The 18,144-nt window shown below is 71.1% G+C and carries 21 protein-coding genes; 6 read left to right on the top strand and 15 right to left on the bottom strand.

Features of this window, described 5'->3' with window-relative positions:
• Positions 1-13 precede the first annotated feature (13 nt).
• The gene (locus KBX21_RS13615; protein WP_210842118.1) at positions 14-1,270 is read right to left on the bottom strand and encodes a Mur ligase family protein; all 1,257 of its coding nucleotides are present in this window, start codon (positions 1,268-1,270) and stop codon (positions 14-16) included.
• An 86-nt stretch (positions 1,271-1,356) separates the two neighbouring features.
• Positions 1,357-3,588, bottom strand: a complete 2,232-nt coding sequence (locus KBX21_RS13610; protein WP_210842117.1) for a hypothetical protein — start codon at positions 3,586-3,588, stop codon at positions 1,357-1,359.
• 351 nt (positions 3,589-3,939) lie between these two features.
• Between KBX21_RS13610 and KBX21_RS13605 the strand changes: the two genes are divergently transcribed.
• From KBX21_RS13605 to KBX21_RS13595, 3 genes are all read left to right on the top strand, one after another.
• Complete coding sequence (locus KBX21_RS13605; RefSeq protein WP_307869208.1) at positions 3,940-4,491, top strand: hypothetical protein; 552 nt, start codon at positions 3,940-3,942, stop codon at positions 4,489-4,491.
• A 26-nt stretch (positions 4,492-4,517) separates the two neighbouring features.
• Positions 4,518-5,063 (top strand): hypothetical protein, encoded by a 546-nt coding sequence (locus KBX21_RS13600; RefSeq protein WP_156208165.1) that lies wholly within the window; start codon positions 4,518-4,520, stop codon positions 5,061-5,063.
• 127 nt (positions 5,064-5,190) lie between these two features.
• The gene (locus tag KBX21_RS13595) at positions 5,191-5,721 is read left to right on the top strand and encodes a hypothetical protein (protein WP_210842116.1); all 531 of its coding nucleotides are present in this window, start codon (positions 5,191-5,193) and stop codon (positions 5,719-5,721) included.
• An 80-nt stretch (positions 5,722-5,801) separates the two neighbouring features.
• Here KBX21_RS13595 and KBX21_RS13590 read toward each other — a convergent pair whose 3' ends face one another.
• The 6 genes from KBX21_RS13590 to KBX21_RS13570 all read right to left on the bottom strand — a co-directional run bounded on the left by KBX21_RS13590 (position 5,802) and on the right by KBX21_RS13570 (position 9,938).
• The gene (locus KBX21_RS13590) at positions 5,802-6,107 is read right to left on the bottom strand and encodes a DUF1416 domain-containing protein (protein WP_026129190.1); all 306 of its coding nucleotides are present in this window, start codon (positions 6,105-6,107) and stop codon (positions 5,802-5,804) included.
• Positions 6,104-6,949, bottom strand: a complete 846-nt coding sequence (locus tag KBX21_RS13585) for a sulfurtransferase (protein WP_049578941.1) — start codon at positions 6,947-6,949, stop codon at positions 6,104-6,106. Before KBX21_RS13585 ends, KBX21_RS13590 begins: the two co-directional genes overlap by 4 nt.
• A 370-nt stretch (positions 6,950-7,319) precedes the next feature.
• Positions 7,320-7,406 (bottom strand): putative leader peptide, encoded by an 87-nt coding sequence (locus tag KBX21_RS27215; protein ID WP_355267795.1) that lies wholly within the window; start codon positions 7,404-7,406, stop codon positions 7,320-7,322.
• Positions 7,407-7,519: 113 nt separating this feature from the next.
• Complete coding sequence (locus tag KBX21_RS13580; protein WP_210842115.1) at positions 7,520-7,843, bottom strand: thioredoxin family protein; 324 nt, start codon at positions 7,841-7,843, stop codon at positions 7,520-7,522.
• Positions 7,843-8,541, bottom strand: a complete 699-nt coding sequence (locus KBX21_RS13575) for a DUF2993 domain-containing protein (protein ID WP_049578947.1) — start codon at positions 8,539-8,541, stop codon at positions 7,843-7,845. The genes KBX21_RS13580 and KBX21_RS13575 overlap by 1 nt, the downstream gene beginning before the upstream one ends.
• A 242-nt stretch (positions 8,542-8,783) precedes the next feature.
• Positions 8,784-9,938 carry a putative quinol monooxygenase gene (locus KBX21_RS13570; RefSeq protein ID WP_049578949.1) on the bottom strand — a complete coding sequence of 385 codons (1,155 nt, stop codon included), beginning with the start codon at positions 9,936-9,938 and terminating at the stop codon, positions 8,784-8,786.
• A gap of 241 nt (positions 9,939-10,179) precedes the next feature.
• On the opposite strand from KBX21_RS13570, the gene KBX21_RS13565 reads away from it, so the two are divergent.
• Positions 10,180-10,986 (top strand): HAD family phosphatase, encoded by an 807-nt coding sequence (locus KBX21_RS13565; RefSeq protein WP_049578951.1) that lies wholly within the window; start codon positions 10,180-10,182, stop codon positions 10,984-10,986.
• Between the two features lie 102 nt (positions 10,987-11,088).
• On the opposite strand, the gene KBX21_RS13560 is transcribed toward KBX21_RS13565, so the two are convergent.
• On the bottom strand, positions 11,089-11,769 hold the full coding sequence (locus KBX21_RS13560) for a hypothetical protein (RefSeq protein WP_049578953.1): 681 nt from the start codon (positions 11,767-11,769) through the stop codon (positions 11,089-11,091).
• A gap of 119 nt (positions 11,770-11,888) precedes the next feature.
• Between KBX21_RS13560 and KBX21_RS13555 the strand changes: the two genes are divergently transcribed.
• Positions 11,889-12,374: a MarR family winged helix-turn-helix transcriptional regulator gene (locus KBX21_RS13555; protein WP_247665687.1), complete on the top strand. Its 486-nt coding sequence runs from the start codon at positions 11,889-11,891 to the stop codon at positions 12,372-12,374.
• A gap of 18 nt (positions 12,375-12,392) precedes the next feature.
• Here the strand turns inward: KBX21_RS13555 and KBX21_RS13550 are convergent, their stop codons facing one another.
• The 5 genes from KBX21_RS13550 to KBX21_RS13530 all read right to left on the bottom strand — a co-directional run bounded on the left by KBX21_RS13550 (position 12,393) and on the right by KBX21_RS13530 (position 16,618).
• Positions 12,393-13,328 carry an NAD-dependent epimerase/dehydratase family protein gene (locus tag KBX21_RS13550; protein ID WP_017544193.1) on the bottom strand — a complete coding sequence of 312 codons (936 nt, stop codon included), beginning with the start codon at positions 13,326-13,328 and terminating at the stop codon, positions 12,393-12,395.
• 229 nt (positions 13,329-13,557) lie between these two features.
• On the bottom strand, positions 13,558-13,656 hold the full coding sequence (locus tag KBX21_RS13545) for a 30S ribosomal protein bS22 (RefSeq protein ID WP_013155353.1): 99 nt from the start codon (positions 13,654-13,656) through the stop codon (positions 13,558-13,560).
• A 220-nt stretch (positions 13,657-13,876) separates the two neighbouring features.
• On the bottom strand, positions 13,877-14,512 hold the full coding sequence (locus KBX21_RS13540) for a histidine phosphatase family protein (protein WP_049578957.1): 636 nt from the start codon (positions 14,510-14,512) through the stop codon (positions 13,877-13,879).
• Positions 14,513-14,546: 34 nt separating this feature from the next.
• On the bottom strand, positions 14,547-15,848 hold the full coding sequence (hemL, locus tag KBX21_RS13535; RefSeq protein ID WP_210842113.1) for a glutamate-1-semialdehyde 2,1-aminomutase: 1,302 nt from the start codon (positions 15,846-15,848) through the stop codon (positions 14,547-14,549).
• Between the two features lie 107 nt (positions 15,849-15,955).
• Positions 15,956-16,618: a phosphatase PAP2 family protein gene (locus KBX21_RS13530; RefSeq protein ID WP_049578967.1), complete on the bottom strand. Its 663-nt coding sequence runs from the start codon at positions 16,616-16,618 to the stop codon at positions 15,956-15,958.
• 272 nt (positions 16,619-16,890) lie between these two features.
• Between KBX21_RS13530 and rraA the strand changes: the two genes are divergently transcribed.
• Positions 16,891-17,373, top strand: coding sequence for a ribonuclease E activity regulator RraA (gene rraA, locus KBX21_RS13525; RefSeq protein ID WP_049578969.1), 483 nt, complete (start codon positions 16,891-16,893; stop codon positions 17,371-17,373).
• Between the two features lie 15 nt (positions 17,374-17,388).
• Here rraA and KBX21_RS13520 read toward each other — a convergent pair whose 3' ends face one another.
• Positions 17,389-18,036 (bottom strand): hypothetical protein, encoded by a 648-nt coding sequence (locus tag KBX21_RS13520; RefSeq protein WP_247665686.1) that lies wholly within the window; start codon positions 18,034-18,036, stop codon positions 17,389-17,391.
• Positions 18,037-18,144 lie beyond the last annotated feature (108 nt).

The following is an 18,144-nucleotide window of genomic DNA, read 5'->3' as shown; positions in this document are numbered from 1 at the left end:
GGGTGTGTGTCTCCTACTGGACGCGGCCGTACGCCGTGCGGATCTGCTGGAAGGCTGTGTAGTTGGCGATGACGTCGACCTTGGTGATGTCGGGGCGCTCGGCCTTGAGCTTGGCCAGCACCTCGTCCACGCGGTCGGCGACCTCGAAGGGCACCTCGTCGGTCTCCAGGCGCAGCGCGAGGTCGGTGCGGCGCTCGCCCATGACGAACACCCTCCGGTCGCGCAGCACCGTGTAGTCCACGTCCCAGAGCCAGGAGGTGTCCTTGCCGTCGGGGATCTGGGCGTTCACCGCGAGGATCACGGGGACGCGGGGCGGGTCCAGGACCGCGAAGGACTCCAGCCATCCGGCCGGGTTCTTGGAGAGCAGGAGGCGGACCTCGACGCCCATGGTGACCACCGAGGTGTAGCGCCCGGCCACCGAGGTAACCTCGCGCAGCCGCTCGATGGTGCGCTCGGGGTGCATGCCGTAACCGGCGGCCGTGGCAGCGGCGATCGCGGCGTTGGCCCGGTTCGCGTCGCCGGGCAGGTTCATCCGGAGCTTGATCTGCTGACCGTCGGGGGCGACCAGCACGTCGTTGTCGTTGTCCACTGCCCACGTGGCGCTGGGACGGGCCAGGCCGCACTCGGGGCACTCCCAGTGCGGGTCGGTCTCGCGCTTGAGGTGGCCGCCGCACTCGGGGCAGCACCAGGAGTCCTCCTTCCAGCGCTGACCGGCCGACACCCAGGTGGCGTTGGGGGCGCCGAGCCCCGCCCAGGCCACCAACGGGTCGTCGGCGTTGGCGATGACGTGGGTGTCGGTCTGCGCGAGGGCGGTCCGCCACTTCTTCGCGAGCAGGTTGATCTCCGAGGCGCGGTCCATCTGGTCGCGGCTCAGGTTCATCAGGACCACGAAGGAGGGGTTGGTGGCCTTGAGCACCTGCGGGAGGTACTTCTCGTCCACCTCCAGCACACCGTTGACCGCCGACTTGTTGTCGGACAGGGCGGTGATGTGCCCGGTGGGCATGTTCGCGCCGTACTCGTTGGTCGCCACGTCACCGAACTCGCGCAGGGCCTGCGCGATGAGCCGGGTGGTGGTCGTCTTGCCGTTGGTGGCACTGATCAGGGCCAGGCGACGGCCCTGGGCGAGCTTGGCGAGCAGGTCGGGTTCGACCTTGAGGGCGACGCGCCCACCGATGACGGAGCCGTCTCCGCGTCCGGTGGCCCTGGACAGGCTCGCTGCGCTCCTGCCAAGTACCGAGGCCAGTTGGGCGCGCAAGGGAAGCTCGCTCATCAAATCTCCACGATCGGTAGATCACCCGCACGAACGCGCTTCGGCGGCGGGCGATGTGTCGGGCCAAGCTTATTGTCCACCGAACCTCAGACCCGCCAGTCCAGACGCTCGGGCGGCGGCCCGAGGTTGGGCGGGACCTTCTCGGGGTCGGTGCGGCCCACGGTTCCGAGCGCCTCGGCGGCGTTGGGACCGTCGTCCCCCCTGGTCGCCCCGGGGGTGTCGTCCCGAACCATGCGGTCCGGTGCGGCGGCGCCCTCCGGTGTCGCGGTGCCCCCGGACGGTTCGGAACGGCCCGCGTGCGCCCTTCGGAGCCCGCCGTTCCCTGTGCCGCCCCGGGACGCCGGTGCTCTGGTGGTGGCTCCGGTGCCACCACTCGACCCAACGTTCCCGCTGGTACCGGTGTTCCGGGTGTCGTCCACCGTAGCCAGGGTGGCCGTGGACAGGGTGAGGATACCCGGGTTGGTGTCGGCGAGGATCGGCCCGCCCGGGGTCAGGACGAGGGCTGCGGTGGACGGCAGCCCTCGAAGGGCTCGCGCGTCCAGGCCGAGGGAGCGCGCACCCGGCCCCTGCTCCTCGTCTGTGGGTGCCGGGGTGTCGATCTCGGCGGCCTGGCTGGTGACCCGGCCCCACGCCGTGGTCGATCTCACATGGCGGACCAGGTCGAGGGGGACGATCGAAGCGGCGGCGTTGCGGATCAGCGCACCGGACTCGGTGTGCGGTGAGGGGAACAGGAGATCGTCGTCCTCCTCGTCGTCCTCGGACGGTTCGAGCACCGTGCCGCCCACCGCCGCACCGATCACCTCGGTGAGCCGGTGCACCTCCAGGTCGCGCGGGTCGGCCGCGACGGAGACCGCCGCCTCCACCGCTCTCGCGACCTCCTCGGCGTCGTCGTCCAGGCCCATCACCACCGGCAGGCAGGCCGGGTCGGAGAAACGTTCGAGAGCCGCGGGGACGGCGGTGCGGAACAGCAGGACCACCTCCACGTCCCCCTCGGACGCCGCCGCCAGGACCTGTTCCACCTCGTCCTTCGGGAGGGTCTCCGCGCCGCAGACCACCACGCTGCGCGTCCGCCGCGACCGGGCACCGGGACGCCGTCCGCCGGTGGCGGGTTCGGGGGCGCGGGCCTCCAGCAGTTCACTGAGCGCGGCCACGGCGTAGGTCCCGTAGACCCTGGCCGCGCCCTCGCCCGAGGCCCGGTCCGTGGAGATGATCTTGACCTGGGCGTAGGCTCCGTCGTCGGCCCGGGTGCCCACGGCCTCGAAGGGGCTGAGCCGGTTCTCCAGCGTCCACGCCCGTTCGCGTATCCCGGGGTCGTCCGCGCACCGCTCCCGCACCCGAGCGCGCTCCGCCTCCGTGAGCAGGGCCAGGGCGGGGTCGTCCTCGGCCGTGTCGTCCTCGGGGGTGACCAGGGCGCGCAGTCCGCCGATGAGTCGGGCGACGCCCACGCCCGGGCCGAGCACCTCCAGCAGGCGCAGCAGCAGGGTCTCGTCGGCGTCCGCGTCCTCCAACCTCCCGGAGGCCGCGGCCGCCGCCGAGAGGATGCGGGCCCGCTGTCCGGCGTCCAGGTTGGTGCCCAGGGTCATCCGTGGCAGGTCGGCCGGGAGCACCCAGCGACGGGGCCCCACGGCGCAGCGCCGGGCCAGCCGGACCAGCTCGCTGGTGACGGAGCGCCCGGTGAGGTCCACGACGGTGAGGTCGCCGCCCTCGCGGAGCCGGGAGATCCCGATCGTGGTGAGCAGCGCGGACCAGCCCGCCTCCCGGCCGCCGACCACGAGCACCGACGAGACCCCCGCGGGCACCGTCACGCCGTACCAGCGGGGCTGGGCCTCGAAGGCGCGCGCGGCGGCCTGCCACTCGGTGTACCGGCGCGCGTGTTCGCGCTGCTGCTCGTGCAGGGCCCGCTCCCGTTCGGCCCGTTCCTCGGCCAGACGCGCCTCGGCGCGTTCGAGCCGGGTGGCCATCACCTGCCTGCTCTGGAGCAGCGCGAAGACCACCGGCGCCGCGATCGCCGCGCAGGCGCACACGCCGCCCAGGGCCAGGCTCCCGGGGAGGATCCTCAGGGTCCACAGCAGTGGGCAGAGCAGGGCGAACAACCCCAGCCCACCCAGGGCGAAGTAGAGCGGCCGGTTGGTCTGGGCCTCACTGTCGAGCTGCCCGGCGACCCACTCCCGGCTCAGCGTCCGGGCGTCCGAGGGCGCGGGACGGCGAGGGGCCGGTCCCGGCGGCGGCAGCACGACTCTGTGCCGCCAACCGAGGTAGGTGCGTCCCGCCTCGCCTCGCGTGCTGGCCGCGGCCGCTGACGACCGTGCTGTGGGCACCGTCCGAACACCTCCTGACCGGCGGGGGGAGTACCACCGGAATACCTTCACGCGGGGTCCGGCCAGGGGGTCGGAGGTCGGGGCTGGGGGCCCGCGCCCGGCGTGCTTGCCACGGGCCGCGTCCCGCCGGGGAGCGGGCGCCGGGGGCGTCCGGACCCTCCGCAGGACACGAACCGTGATCTTCAGTCAAGCAGGGCCGTCCACCGCTTTCCAGCCCCCGTCCCGGGCCTGGGGAAAACCCGCCATCCGAAGGTCCGGACCCGCCTTGGGCGCGGGTCCGATGTTTCCGAGCCCTCGGCGGGGCATGGAACAAGGGACAGAGGAACCAGAGATCGAGTCCGTTCCAAAGGAGTGACCCCCATCCCGGAACAGATCCTCCTCGCAGCTCCGTCCTCCCCCGTGTTCCCCTTGGCCGCGGCCCTGATCCTCGCCGCCCTCGTCACCTGCCTGTTCATGGCTTTCAGATGGAACCGGCGGTACCGCGGACCGACCGGAGGGGCGTCGGCCGCCGAGGCCCCCACCCGTGAGGAGCGCGGTCGGGTCGCCCCGTACCTGCGCTCCGGCGAGACCGCCCCCGGCCCCGAACTGAGTCGGCTGACGGTGGCCTCCGCACGGGAGCTCCTGCGGGTGTGGGAGAACCCGTGGGCCGCGTACGGATTTCTCCTGTACCTGGCGTGGATGGCTCTGAGTCTGGGACGAACGGTGTGGAGCGGCGCCGCGTCCCCGGGCGTCCTGGCCGCCTTCCTGCCCGTGCTGGCGCTCCTGGCCCTGGTCTTCGTGCTGAGACGGCGCCGGGTCCTGTGCCGCTCCCGACAGGCGATCGAAGCCAACGCGGACCTGGCCGCGTGGGCCCCGCCCCCGGAGCCCGCGACCGGCTGGGACCAGCTCCGCAGGCCCTACTGACCCCAGGCACGAGGAGGCGATTGGACGTGCCGGAACTGATGGTGCGGGTGGGACTGCTGGTCCTCGCCCTGGTCTTCCTGTCAGCGTTCCTGTTCACCCTGGTCCGCTCACGCCGATGGCGACGCGAACACGGCGAGGCGGCGGAGCCGCCGCTCGTCGACCCCGAGCTGACTCGGTTCGGAACGCCCTTCTCCCCGACCCGGACCCGAGCGGCCCGGTTGGTGCGGGAGGGACGCGCCGCCGACGATCCCGCCACGGCGCACGTGGTCGTCCTGCTCGCGGAGCGGGAACTCGGGACGACCGAGAACCCGTGGCGGTCACGCGGCGGGGTCCTGCTCCTCCTGGCTCAGCTCCAGCTGGTCCTCTCCCAACTCCTCACCCTGGGAGTCGGACCGCCCGTCATCCTCGTGACCCTGGCGCTGCTCGCGGGGTTCACCGTGGGCTTGGGTGCGCTGGGCGCACGGGGCGCCCTGAGACGGCGGGAGCGAACCGAACACGCGCTGAAGGTCAACCAGGCCCTGGCCGCCGAGCTCGACGGGACCCCGAGGCCCCGAGAAAAGGGGCCGACATAATGGGTGCGAGCGCGCGCTCGGGAAACCCCCCGGGGCGCGGTCGCCTGGGCCTCCCTCCCCCATCCCCCGTCACACGCCCCGCCCAGGTGCTCCCGGGCGCGCGGGTCCGGATGACGAGGAGTCCCCCATGTCCGACCCCCAGTTCTCCGCCTTCGTCCTGCAGCCGATCGCGCTCCTACTCCAGACCGCCGGTCTGGTCCACCTGATCCTGGCCGTGCTCTGGAACCGGCGGCGGGGGCGGTACGGCTGGAGCGAACGGGCCCGGTGGCTCAGTGCCCCTGGGAGCGCGGAGACGAGCCGGGTCCGCCCCTACCTGCGCGACGGAGCGACCGCCCCCGACCCCGAACTGGCCCACCTCACGGTGAGGGTGGCCGAGCACCGTGTGCGGCAGTTCGAGAACCCCTGGCAGGTCACGGGCGCGAGCCTGGCCGCGATGGGGATCGGCCTCTTCGCGGTCGGCCAGGCGTACTCCGGGCACGCCCCTCACATCCTGTGGTTGGGGCTCGTCCTGTTCACCCTCGCCACGACCGCGCCCCTCTACCGCCGGAGCGTGCTCGACCGGGCGGAGCGGGCGCTGGAGACCAACCGGGACCTGGCCTCGCAGTACGACGGTCCCGTCGGCGAGCCTCCGCAGCAAGCGGCGCCCCGCGAGCGCTGAGGACACACGAAACGGCGCGGCGCCGGTGTCGGACGGAGCGATTCGTCCGGCACGGGCGCCGCGCGCGGGTGGTACTGGTGTCAGGCCTCGACCTGAACGTCGATGACCTTGCCGACCTCGGCCGTCACACGGAACTCCCCGGTGAAGCCCTGGGAGGCCAGGACCCGCAGCTTCCACTCGCCGTCGGCGGCGAAGAAGCGGAAGGTGCCCTCGTCCCCGGTGGCGACCTCCCCGACGAAGTCGTCGGAGGAGTTCAGCAGACGCGCGTAGGCGCCGCGCAGGGGCTGACCGTCACGGGTCACCGTGCCCTGGATGACCGCCTGGTTGCCCGCGTCGACGTCGGCCAGGGCCACGCCTCCCTCGGGTGCTCCGCAGCTGTCACTCACTTGGCCTCAGCCTCTCCGAGCTCGACCGGAACGCCCACGAGGGAGCCGTACTCGGTCCACGAGCCGTCGTAGTTCTTGACGTTCTCCAGCCCGACGATCTCGTGCAGGGCGAACCAGGTGTGCGAGGAGCGCTCGCCGATACGGCAGTAGGCGATGATGTCCTTGTCGAGGTCCACCCCGGCATCGGTGTAGAGCTCGCGCAGCTCTTCGGCGGTCTTGAAGGTGCCGTCCTCGTTGGCCGTCTTGGCCCACGGGATGTTGCGCGCGGTCGGGATGTGGCCCGGACGCTGCGAGGTCTCCTGCGGCAGGTGCGCGGGGGCCAGCAGCTTGCCCGTGAACTCGTCGGGCGAGCGGACGTCGACCAGGTCCTTGGTGCCGATGGCCTCGACGACCTCGTCACGGAAGGCGCGGATCGAGGAGTCCTGCTCCTTGGCCTGGTAGTCGGTGGCGGCCCGCTCCGGGACCTCCTCCACGAGCTCGCGGGAGTCGAGCTCCCACTTCTTGCGGCCGCCGTCGAGCAGGCGGACGTTGTCGTGGCCGTAGAGCTTGAAGTACCAGTAGGCGTAGGCGGCGAACCAGTTGTTGTTGCCGCCGTACAGGATGACCTGGTCGTCGTTGCCGATGCCCTTGGCGGACAGCAGCTTCTCGAAGCCGGTGCGGTCCACGAAGTCGCGGCGGACCGGGTCCTGGAGGTCCGTCTTCCAGTCGATCTTGACGGCGCCGGGGATGTGGCCCTTGTCGTAGGCGGACGTGTCCTCGTCCACCTCGACCAGAACGACGTTGGCGTCGTCCAGGTGAGCCTCCACCCATTCGGCGTCCACGAGGACGTCGGAGCGGCTCATGAGGAACCTCCTGTGCTTTCTGTGTGTCGCGTGTGCGGTCGGTGCGTCGCGTTCCGGGCGCGCGGTGCCCGGAACAGGGGTCTCAGGCGGCCTTCCCTTCCCTGACGACCCCCGGGTCTTCCGGAGGTGGGGAGGGAGAGGAGAGGCGTTACGCGTGGGAAAGGGCGGTCGCGGCGGCGGTGGCGAGTCGTTCCGGGCACGGTGGCGGGTGTCCTCGGGGTCGCCGACGGAGAACGACGGAGGAGAGATCCGCCGCGGGTTCGTCGGGTTCCGGGAGTGACGACGGACGAAGGCCGTCGTCTCCACGTGTGCTCGAGAGGGGGTGCCGGTCGCACGGAGCGAGCGGGGGCTCGGAAGTGGCCCGTCCGCCCTAGGGACACGGACAGAGCGCGGCAGCGACGCGGCAGAAGTCCACCGCTCGTCGCTTCGTCAGATACGCGCTCGTCAAGGAAGTCACGTCCTAGACGCTACAGCCCGCACGGCGATCTTGTCACGGGTGTCCTGGATCACAGGACGACCGTCCCAGCATGTGGGACGGGGGCCGTGGAATCGCCGGATTGTCGGACGTCGTCAGCGCACGGCCTCGCCGAGGGCGGCGATCACGTCGGCCTTGCGGGGCTGGCCTCCGGCCCTTCGAACCACCCGGCCGTCCGCGTCGAGCACGAACACCGTCGGGGTCCCCTGGACCTCCAGCCGACGCACGAGGTCAAGCCGGGACTCGGCGTCGACCTCCACGTGCGCCACCCCCTCGACCATGCCCGCCACGTCCTCCAGGACACGGCGGGTGGCGCGGCAGGGCTGGCAGAAGGCGCTGGAGAACTGCACGAGCGTGGCCCGCGCGCCCAGCTCGGCACCGAGCAGGTCGGGGCCGAGCGTCTCCACCGCCGAGGCCATCAGACGGCCTCGGAGCCCATCAGCGGGACGTCGCTGCCCGTACCGGTGATCCTGAGGCCGTTCGAGGTGGCCTCCATGTCCCTGGCGGTCAGGCCGAAGGGCAGCTCGGGCACCTGGGCGCTGAAGGTCAGCATGTTCGAGACCATGGCGTCGACGTTGACGGGGACGTCCGCCACCTCGATGCCGACCGGGGTCACGTACAGGGTGTCCCCGTCGACGGAGAACTCGCCACCGCTGGAGACCGAGACGCTCCGGCCCATCTCGGGGACGGCCAGCTCGCCGTTGATGCGCGGCTCACCGTTCTCGGTCGTGATGGTCATGCCCTCGGGCAGGTACGGGTTGAAGTAGGCGTAGGGCACCACGAAGGAACCGTCCACCTGGCCGGCGGTCACGGTGGGCTGGTCCATGAGGTCGCTCAGCGGCGCGTCGACGTCGGAGGCGGTGGCCTCGATCTGCTCGACCGTCACACCGCCCATCGTGGCGCTGTCGGCCTGGATGTTGACCTCGGTGTAGGTACCGCTGACCACCTGGGGCAGGAAGGCCCAGCCCTCGATGGACACGTCCGGTTCGTCGGACATCTCCATCTGCTGTGCCAGGCGCTCGGCCAGGGTGTTCTGCGCGAACGAACGCGCTCCCACGTCAGCCACCACTACGAGGGCGGCGAGAAGGATCAGGAAGACGACAAGGAACTTGCGCATCGGGGCTCCCAGCAACTTTCTTTCGCTCCGGCGCGGCTCTCGGCTGGGTCATCCGGCCGGTCTCGGTCACACGCCATCGGCACCCGACGGGCGCCGGTCATGAAAAACCTGTAGGGAAGGGTACTTCACCCGGGATGAGACGCGGGGCGCCCGGAATTGGTTGCGCCGGGGGCGTGGTCACGGGCGGTACGGCGTCCCTCCGACCCACGCCGGAGGGACTTTCTGGGGCACGAAGTGCCTGGTCAGCGGGGCATCAGCATGGCGGCGAGGCCGTCCGTGGCAGCCGCACCGGAGAGGGAGAGCTCGATCACGTTGGTGGCCACCACGTGCCCGGAGAGGCGGCGTGTGAACTCCATGACGTGCGGCTGCTGCTCGTGCTCCTCCTGGGCCAGCTCGTCGCGGTAGATCGCGTAGACGATCCGCTGGAGGGGAGCGCTGGGCACGGTGTGCGAAGCGAACAGCAGGGTGTCCGGCTCGCGCTTGGAGACCTCGGCCACGACGGCGTTGGCGAGCTGGTCGAACCCGCCGCCCTCGCCGTCGGCGAGCGTGTAGATGGTGATGACGCCGCGGACCTTGCTGGGCGCCGCGGCGGGCGCGCCCTCGTAGAGGTCGTCGTAGTTCTCGGCGTTGCGGCGCTTGCGGCGCACGGGCTCCTCCTGGGGCTCGTCGTCGAGTTCGTCTTCGTCGTCGTACTCGTCGTCGAAGTAGTCGTCGTACCCGTCGTCATAGGGGTCGCGGCGCGGCTTGGCGGCCAGCGCCCCGGCGCCCCAGAGGGAGGAGACCGCGCCGAGGACCAGCAGCGGGCCGAGGGCGCCCAGCCCCAGGCGTCCGACCACGACGGCGAGGAGCACGGAGAGCGCGACCAGACCCAGCACCGCCAGGTCGGTCCGTCCGGGGCCGCGGGTCCCGCGCCGCACGACGGCGACGATCGCGATGACGAGGAGGACGGCGACGAAGCCCTGCACGCCGTTGGTGAGCGAGCGAGGGATGAGGTCGTAGTGGTCTCCCAGCGGGGGGAAGGCCGCGTCGAACCGGCCGCTGATGCGGTCGACGCTGAGCACCACCAGGGGAACGATGGTCAGGGCGGTGACGAAGAGGCGCGTGGTGAAGAGACCGTTGGGTGAACGGACCGCGAACTCCATGGCGCCCCAGGCCGCGTAGAGCGGACCCAGGAGGCTGACGCCGATGTGCAGCAGTCGGAAGGTGAGCTGCCCGAAGTCGAAGAGCACCCCGATGACCGCGGCGCTGAGGCCGACGGTGACCGCCAGGGACGCGATCAGCCATGCGATCGCGGAGACACTGGGACGGCGTTGGGCATACGCGGTCAGCGCGGCGGTGGCGCTCCAGCCCACCAACGCGCTGATGAATGTCAGTCCTACCGTGACCATCCCGACCATGATGCTGCACCGCAAAGGGTGGATGTGCACCGCGTGCACTATTAGCGGGAAGCCGACCGGGAAGATCCCGCAGAGTGGAGGCCGAAACCGTGTTTGACACTGTGATCTTCATCACCAGGTTTGGCGCTCTCGCCCTGTCGCGGCATGGCACCCGTGGGTGGTCATAAGCTCGCAGTACGCGGGGAAGCGCCACCCCGGACATCCGGAGGGCTGCCTCCCCCACCACAGCCAGGAGAGAACCGTGTCACACGACGCCGTTTCCCCGAAACCGGTCGGCCCCGGAGCCGCTTTCTTCGACGTGGACAACACGCTCATGCGAGGCGCGTCGATCTACCACTTCGCCCGCGGACTGGCCTCCCGGGACCTCTTCACCACCAGGGACCTGATGCGGTTCGCGTGGGGACAGACGGTGTTCCGGGTGACCGGCAGCGAGCAGCCGGAGCACATCAACGCCGCGCGCGAGGCCGCCCTGGCCTTCGTCGCCGGACACGGCGTCGACGACCTGGTCGCGCTGTGCGAGGAGATCTACGACGACACCATGGCCGACCGCATCTGGGAGGGCACCCGGGCACTCGTGCAGGAGCACCTGGACGCGGGCCGACCGGTGTGGCTGGTCACCGCGACCCCGGTGGAGCTGGCACAGATCATCCGCCGCCGCCTGGGGCTGACCGGCGCGCTGGGCACCGAGGCGGAGTGCGTCGACGGTGTGTACACGGGGCGGCTCAACGGCGACCTCATGCACGGTCCGGCCAAGGCCGTGGCGGTGCGCGCGCTGGCGCGGAGGGAGGGGTGGGACCTGTCGGCCTGTTCGGCCTACAGCGACTCCTCGAACGACCTGCCCCTGCTGTCGTTGGTCGGCGACCCGCACGCGGTCAACCCGGACGGGGACCTTCGCCGCTACGCGCGCACCCACGAATGGCCGGTGCACGACTTCCGCAGACACCGGGCAGCCCTGAAGGTGGCCCTGCCCGCCGCTGTGGCGGGCGCTGTGGCCGGAGCCGTGGCCGTGCGTGCCGTCAGACACCGCAGAGCCCTCAGCCTGCGCTGAGCACTCCAGGACCTGCTCCGAGCACTCCAGGAGCGGGCCCGGCCCCGGGACCACGCGCGGTTCGCCGGTGGGACCCGCACGCGCCCACGGCACCCGCGACCGTCACCGTCGCCGATAGAACACGGGCAGAGCCCGCATGCGCTCCTCTCGCAGGGCGTCGCGGATCCTCCCGAAGAAGCTCGGCCTGGTGATCTGGGCGACCAGGAAGCGCACCGGACCGCCGGGCAGGCGCACGTGGTTCACGAGCGTGTAGGGCGCCTCGTCCAGGGGCTGGAGCAGCGTGGAGTTGTCCACCCCCACCCTGTCGACGTACCAGTGGGCCAGCTCCTCCCACACCTCGACCGCGCGTTCGGGGTCGGGGGCGGTGAAGTGGTTGAGCAGGTACGTGGCCGAGGGGTCGTCGCCGGTCTCACCGATGCGCCGCGTGTTGCGGGCGGTCATCAGGAGCTCGCCGTCGAGTTGGCGGTAGGCGTCGGAGTCCAGCACGTCCGCCACGTCGTCGGGTGAGGTCACGGCGACGAGCAGGACGACGTCGTAGCCGGGTCCGCCCTCCAGCGGCGGCATGAGCACCGCCTCGTACACCGTGGTCGCGACCACCGAGGGCAGCTCCTCCAGTTCGTCGGCCAGCACCCGGAACCTCGCCAGGGTGCGTTCCCTCTCCTCGTCGCGCCACACGAAGGGGCCCCGTGCGGGCGGGGCCACCCGTGCGCCCACGTACACGTAGCCGTACGGGTGGGGTTCGAGGAAACCGGTCCGGTCCGACTCCGGGCTGTTCCTGGGCATGGCGTGCGCCTCCTCCGTCGCGGGGCGTGGAGGCCCCCTCACCGTCCGTACGAACGACTCTATCCCCGAAGCTTTGCCTTCCCCAACAGTTCGGGAAGACAAATCATATGATCGTAGACATGACTGAAGACAGGGCACCGGAGTCCCCGGACGAACGGGACCGCGCACTCCTGGCGGAGCTGGGCGTCGTTCCGCAGTTGGAGGTCTACTTCCGCCGAGCGCGGGTGGACATGCCCGCCGACATCGCGGAGGTGTTCTCCCTGCACGGACTGACCGCGCGCCACGGCGGAGTGCTCGGGCAACTGGCGGTGGTGCCGTCGATCGGCGTGAGCGAACTGGCCAGGCGGATGGCGGTGTCCCTGCCGACCACCAGTGAGCTGGCCGGAGACCTCAGACGCGCCGGACTCGTGGTGGCGGAGGAGGACCCGGACAACCGCAGACGCACTCTGCTGAGCCTGGCCGACGACTACCGGCCCTCTGTGGAGTCACTGGTGGCGGCGCGGGCGGCGCCTCTGCGGCGCGCGATGGAACGCCTGCCGGAACGGGACAGACAGGGGTTCGCCGCCGGACTGCGCGCCTGGGCGGACGAGATGCGCGACTGCTGAGGCCCGACGGGGCGGTGACTACCGGCCCAGGGTCGCGCGGGCCAGGGCCAGGACGTGCACCGGACGGAGCCCGGAGCCCCGAGGCGAGCCGCCCCGGCTGTGCGCGTAGGACTCGAAGGCCTCGACGGAGCTGTAGGACGGTGCCCAGTCCAGGGCGCGGCTGAGCGGCGCGGGGTCCAGCGCCGAAGCGCTCAGTCCCTCACGCACCGCGCGGGCGCCGCTGGAGCTGGCGTAGTCGATCCGTCCGTGCCTGGCCACTCCGCGCAGCACTCTGAGGCCGCGTGCGGGCACCGGGAGGCGCCGACCGCCGATACGGCGAAGGCAGTGGGAGAGCGGGACCGCGTCGGCCCCGGAGACGTCGAAGAACCCGGTCCGGTCGCTGAGCGCCATGCGCACGAGCGCCTCGGCCCCGTCGTCCTCGTGCAGGAACTGCACGCGCGGGTCGCGGCCCATCACGGTGGGCACGACACGGGAGTCCATGTAACGGGTGAGTGGGGTGTCCACGGAGGGACCGATGAGGTTCGCGAACCTCAGGACGGCCACGGACAGGTCCGGGCGGCGGCGCTGGAGGCCGCGCGTGTGGCGTTCGACCTCGGCCGCGTCGTCGGCGTCGAGGGTGGCGCTGGAGCGCACCACCAGCCGACGAACGGTGGAGGAGCGCTGGGCTGCACCGAGGACCCGCATGGTGCCCAGGAGGTTGTCCTCCCGGTTGGGGTCGTTCGTGGTGTCCAGGCCCAGGTGCAGGACCAGGTCGGCGCCGGACTCGGCGACGATGCGGTCCAGGCTGCCGTCGTGCAGGTCGACGTGCTGGTACTCGACCCCGGTGGTGCCTCTCGGTGGAGGGGCGGAGTCGGCCCCGATCACCCGGTGCACACCGGGCCCCTGGCTCAGGGTCTGGGCGACCCCGGCCGCGAGGGGGCTGGAGACCCCGGTGACGAGTACGACACGAGCCATGGAGACACGTTCCTTGGAAGGAGACGGCGGTGGTCCGGATGGGCCACGTACCGCTCACCCCGACGGAGGCGACCCGGTGAAGGTGACCTGTGATTCACAACAGTGGTGCACCCGGAAAATTCCGTTGCCCCGGCTGACGCCGGGCAAGGGAAGTGAAGTGTCTCCGCGTCCGGGGCGTGCCAGCGGCCCGCCCGCGCCCGCGGAGAGACAACCTACGTCGCGAAAGCTCCTACTTCTTGTTGCGACGCGCCACACGCGTGCGCTTGAGCAGCTTGCGGTGCTTCTTCTTCGCCATCCGCTTGCGGCGCTTCTTGATGACGGAACCCATGGGATCACCTTCTCGCTGACGAGTGAGTACGGACATGCCGAACCACTGGTGACGAACACCTGCTGGCTCGGATGCGGTTGCTGGGCTCGCCCGGGCACACGCGCGCTGAGCGCGGGTGGCCGGTGCGACCGGGGCGGGCCCCGGGGAGGACGACGGTCACTTGTACACACGTCTACCGCACCCGTGGGCCCAGCTTACCGCTAAGGGCAACCCGGGCGGATCACGCCCCCGGGACGGACGGACCGTCACCGTAGAGCACGGCGGCCGGTTCGGCATAGCTGACACTGGCCAGTCGCTGATCCGCGAAGGTCAGCGACGTGACACTGGCGAGGTTACATTCCCGCAGGTCGGGTCGGTGCCACAGGCGCCTGCCCTCGGCCGCGCGACGGGCCATCCAGATCGGCAGCTGGTGGCTGACACACACGGCCTCGCGCCCCCAGGCGGCCCGACGGACGACCTTGATGACCTCGACCATGCGGTTGACGATGTCCTGGTAAGGCTCGCCCCACGAGGGCCGGAAGGGGTTGTACAAGCGCTTGAGCACCTGGGGGTCGCGCGCCGACTTGGAGGACAGCGACATCCCCTCGAACTTGTTGGCCGCCTCGACCAACCGGTCGTCCAGGGTCACCGGAAGGTCGAACGCCTTCTGGAGGGGGACGGAGGTCTCCTGGGTGCGGTCCAGCGGCGACGAGTACAGGGCGGCGATGTCGTGGCCCTCGAACCAGTCGGAGGCCATCTCCGCCATCCGCTGTCCCCGGTCACTCAGGTGGTAGTCGGGGAGTCTGCCGTACAGGACCTTCTCGGGGTTGTACACCTCTCCGTGCCGGAGCAGGTGGACGACGGTGGTGGTGGTCATCGTGGAGGTACTTCCTTCCGGGAAGCGGGTCGGGTCAGCCCTGGGACTGGGCCTGTGCCGCGGCCCGGGCGGCCGCGGGCAGGGCCTCGACCACCCTGTCGACGGCGGCCTCGTCGTGCGCGGAGGAGAAGAACCACGCTTCGAAGGCGGCGGGCGGCAGGTAGACGCCCTGTTCGAGCATGGAGTGGAAGAACGCGGCGAACACCCTGGTGTCCGTCGTGCGGGCGCTGTCGAAGTCCGTGACCTCTCGGTCGGTGAAGAAGACCGTGAACAGGTTGCCGCCGCCCTGGATGCGGTGGGTGACGCCCTCCGCGCTGAGCGCCTTGGAGATCTCGCTCTCCACCTGGGCGGAGACCCGGTCGATGTGCGCGTAGACCTCGGGGGTCGCACCGCGCAGGGTGGCCAGTCCAGCAGCCGTGGCCAGCGGGTTCCCGGAGAGCGTGCCCGCCTGGTACACGGGGCCGTTCGGGGCGAGGCGGTCCATGATCTCGGCGCGGCCGCCGAACGCCGCGGCGGGAAGGCCACCGCCCATGACCTTGCCGAACGTCATGAGGTCGGGGGCCACACCCTCCAGGCCGAACCAGCCGGAGGCACTGACCCGGAAGCCGGTGAGGACCTCGTCGAGGACCAGCAGGGCGCCGTGGGCGTGCGCGATCTCCTTGAGGCGGGCGTTGAACCCGGCCCTGGGCGGGACGACGCCCATGTTGGCGGGGCAGGCCTCGGCGATCACGCAGGCGATCTCGTCACCGTGCTCGGCGAAGGCGCGCTCCACGGCCTCGACGTCGTTGTAGGGCAGCACCAGGGTGTCGGCGGCGCTGGCCCCGGTGACGCCCGGGGAGTCCGGCAGGGCGAAGGTGGCCAGGCCCGAACCGGCGGCGGCCAGGAGGGCGTCGACGTGGCCGTGGTAGTTGCCCGCGAACTTGACGATCTTGCTGCGCCCGGTGAACCCGCGCGCGAGGCGGATCGCGGACATGGTGGCCTCGGTCCCGGAGTTGACCAGGCGGACCTTCTCGACGGGGGTGCGCTCGACGATCAGCTCGGCCAGCTCGACCTCACCGGGGGTCGGGGCGCCGTAGGAGGTTCCGGCCGCGACGGCGCCGTGGAGGGCCTCCACGACGCTGGGGGCGGCGTGCCCGAGGACGAGTGGCCCCCACGAGCAGACGAGGTCGACGTACTGGCGACCGTCGGAGTCCGTGAGGTAGGGGCCTTCACCCTTGACGAAGAACGGCGGGGTGCCGCCGACCGCCCCGAAGGCGCGCACGGGCGAGTTCACGCCGCCGGGAACCACGGCGGACGCCCGCTGGAAGAGCTCTGCTGAAGTCTGTTGAGTACCCACCTCACCAGTGTGTCAGCTGTGTTCTCCCCCGCGACCGTGACCCGCCCCGCAACGCACGCGTGCCCCGCCGGGGGGAGGACGGGGCACGCGTGGAGGGGGAGGTTGGCTCAGACGTTGCTGTGGGAGTCCTGGCCGATGCGCTCGGCCTCGGGGCCGTGCTCCGAGCCCTGGGCGCGCACCAGGGGGCGCAGGCGGTCGTTCTCGGCCAGTTTGTCGACGACCGCGGTCATCGGGCGGGCGGCCAGCAGCGAGACCAGGGTGGCCACGATGGCACCGACGAGCAGGCCCACGGTGACGTCGTGGGGGTAGTGGGCGCCGACGAAGACCCGGGAGAAGGCCTCCAGGACGGCGAAGACCGCGGCCACGACGGCGAACCGGCGCCAGGCGACGATCACCGCGGCGGCCGCGGCACCGGCGATGGCGGCGTGGTTGCTCGGGAAGGACCAGTCACCGATGGGGTCGCACGTGGCGATGGTGTTCAGGTCCGTCATGGCCTGGCAGGGGCGCAGCTGTTCGAAGAACGACTTGATGGTCCTGCTGACCGCGTAGGCGATGACGGTGGCGACCGGGGCGAAGAGCGCGAGGCCGACCAGGCGCGAGCTGACGGAGCGGGCTCGCCACCAGGCCATGAGGAAGAGGATCGCGAACACACCGAGGAAGAGGTCGGTGCCCCATTCCGCGGCCGTCTGCATCCAGGGGTCGAGTCCGTCCGCGAACTCGATCACGGATCGTGACCAGGCGGCGCTGACGTCGAAGATGTCGGAGACCATCTCTCTCCAGGGGTGGTACGGGGAGGAGAGTCGCCCTGACGGCAGGGGGAAGACGGGGCGACGTCCCGGTGACGGGACTCCCACGAGCGAATGAAGGGAAGGTCCTTATCCTGTCATCCGCTCGACCCCCCTGAGTCCCGGGAAGCCGAACAACGAAGAAAGACACATGGTCAGCCCCCGTCGAAGTGACACGCGGCCCCGGCCGCGACCCCGCTTCTACCGAGAAGTAACTTGGGTCCCGTCCACTCGCTCACTCACGGACCGGAGCTGGCATGGCAACGGACTTCACCACGGCGGACCTGATCGACGACCACGGCGACACCCTGCGCAGCTGCTCCACGCAGTTCCGGCAGTACGGGGGGCACCGGGTGTTCTCCGGGCCGGTCCGCACCGTCCGCTGCCACGAGGACAACGGCCTGGTCAAGCAGATCCTCAACACCCCCGGCGAGGGCGCCGTCCTGGTGGTGGACGGCAACGGCTCCCTGCGCAGCGCCCTGATGGGCGACATGATCGCCGAGGCCGCCGTGCGCAACGGCTGGGCCGGGGTGGTCGTCAACGGCGCCGTCCGCGACACCGTCGCCCTGGGCGGGCTGGCGCTCGGGGTGAAGGCCCTGGGCTCCAACCCCCGCAAGTCCCTCAAGGACGCCGCCGGACGCCAGGACGTACCGGTGACCTTCGGGGACGTCACGTTCGTCCCGGGAGAGTGGCTCTACAGCGACCACGACGGGATCGTGGTCAACGCCACCGAGGTCTAGGTCGCGCTTCTTGGATCATTCCGCGCTCGGGCCGTCTGGCCCGTTACGCCAGGACTGGTCCCCGACGAAGGGCACCGCGCATCCCAGCAGGATCACGGGCATCAACAGCACCCCCGTGAGGGCCGCCCACCGGGGCTCCGGAAGGAGGCCGACGGCCCCCGTGAGAACCCCGACCGCCACGACACCCCCGCCCACGGACCAGCGCGCCCGGTTCCACCATCGGACGGCGGGGGTGTCGTGTCCCTCACGGGCGCGCACCACCAAAACCAGCAGGCCGAGGGCCATCAGGAAGACGGCCAGGAGGAGGGCCATCAGCTGGTCGGTGGACATCGGCAGCTCACGCCCGGACTCCGAGTGCAGCATGACCACGTGGACGGCCAGCAGGAACGCGGCCAGCACGGCCAGGTTCAGGTCCAGCAGCCTGCCCAGCGAACGCCCGGACCAGAACACCGGCAGCCGGAGCGCACGTTGGAAACCGGCTCCCAGGCGAGCGCCGACGGTCAGTGCCGTGACCAGCAGCAGGATGGTCCCCGGCACTGCCGTGGTGAACAGCCAGCGGGGGGTCATCGTGGGCTCCCCGTCGAGCCCGACCTTCCCGCTGGGGACCACCTCCGGAATCTCCGGCCACAGGGTCACCGTCACCCCCACGGCGACCAGCGCCATGAGCGAGGCAAGGACCGCTCCGACCCACGGAACGGGAACAGCTCCACTTCCGACAACGGTTTCCGACGAGTTCGCCGCCATCCGACTCCCACCCTTCGATTCACGCTC

The organism is Nocardiopsis sp. B62 (assembly GCF_018070675.1).
GTDB lineage: Bacteria > Actinomycetota > Actinomycetes > Streptosporangiales > Streptosporangiaceae > Nocardiopsis > Nocardiopsis prasina.
The sequence above is the reverse complement of the archived record's forward strand: the minus strand, read 5'-3'. Positions and strand labels throughout refer to the sequence as shown.

Coding starts and splice junctions, on each gene's coding strand:
- KBX21_RS13550 (WP_017544193.1), bottom strand. CDS start 13,328: ATGGCTCGTGTCGTACTCGTCACCGGGGTCTCCAGCCCCCTCGCGGCC.
- KBX21_RS13615 (WP_210842118.1), bottom strand. CDS start 1,270: ATGAGCGAGCTTCCCTTGCGCGCCCAACTGGCCTCGGTACTTGGCAGG.
- KBX21_RS13540 (WP_049578957.1), bottom strand. CDS start 14,512: ATGACCACCACCACCGTCGTCCACCTGCTCCGGCACGGAGAGGTGTAC.
- KBX21_RS13545 (WP_013155353.1), bottom strand. CDS start 13,656: ATGGGTTCCGTCATCAAGAAGCGCCGCAAGCGGATGGCGAAGAAGAAG.
- KBX21_RS13580 (WP_210842115.1), bottom strand. CDS start 7,843: ATGGCCTCGGCGGTGGAGACGCTCGGCCCCGACCTGCTCGGTGCCGAG.
- KBX21_RS13530 (WP_049578967.1), bottom strand. CDS start 16,618: ATGGTCTCCGACATCTTCGACGTCAGCGCCGCCTGGTCACGATCCGTG.
- KBX21_RS13575 (WP_049578947.1), bottom strand. CDS start 8,541: ATGCGCAAGTTCCTTGTCGTCTTCCTGATCCTTCTCGCCGCCCTCGTA.
- KBX21_RS13595 (WP_210842116.1), top strand. CDS start 5,191: ATGTCCGACCCCCAGTTCTCCGCCTTCGTCCTGCAGCCGATCGCGCTC.
- KBX21_RS13585 (WP_049578941.1), bottom strand. CDS start 6,949: ATGAGCCGCTCCGACGTCCTCGTGGACGCCGAATGGGTGGAGGCTCAC.
- KBX21_RS13555 (WP_247665687.1), top strand. CDS start 11,889: ATGACTGAAGACAGGGCACCGGAGTCCCCGGACGAACGGGACCGCGCA.
- rraA (WP_049578969.1), top strand. CDS start 16,891: ATGGCAACGGACTTCACCACGGCGGACCTGATCGACGACCACGGCGAC.
- KBX21_RS13570 (WP_049578949.1), bottom strand. CDS start 9,938: ATGGTCGGGATGGTCACGGTAGGACTGACATTCATCAGCGCGTTGGTG.
- KBX21_RS13560 (WP_049578953.1), bottom strand. CDS start 11,769: ATGCCCAGGAACAGCCCGGAGTCGGACCGGACCGGTTTCCTCGAACCC.
- KBX21_RS13520 (WP_247665686.1), bottom strand. CDS start 18,036: ATGGCGCTGGTCGCCGTGGGGGTGACGGTGACCCTGTGGCCGGAGATT.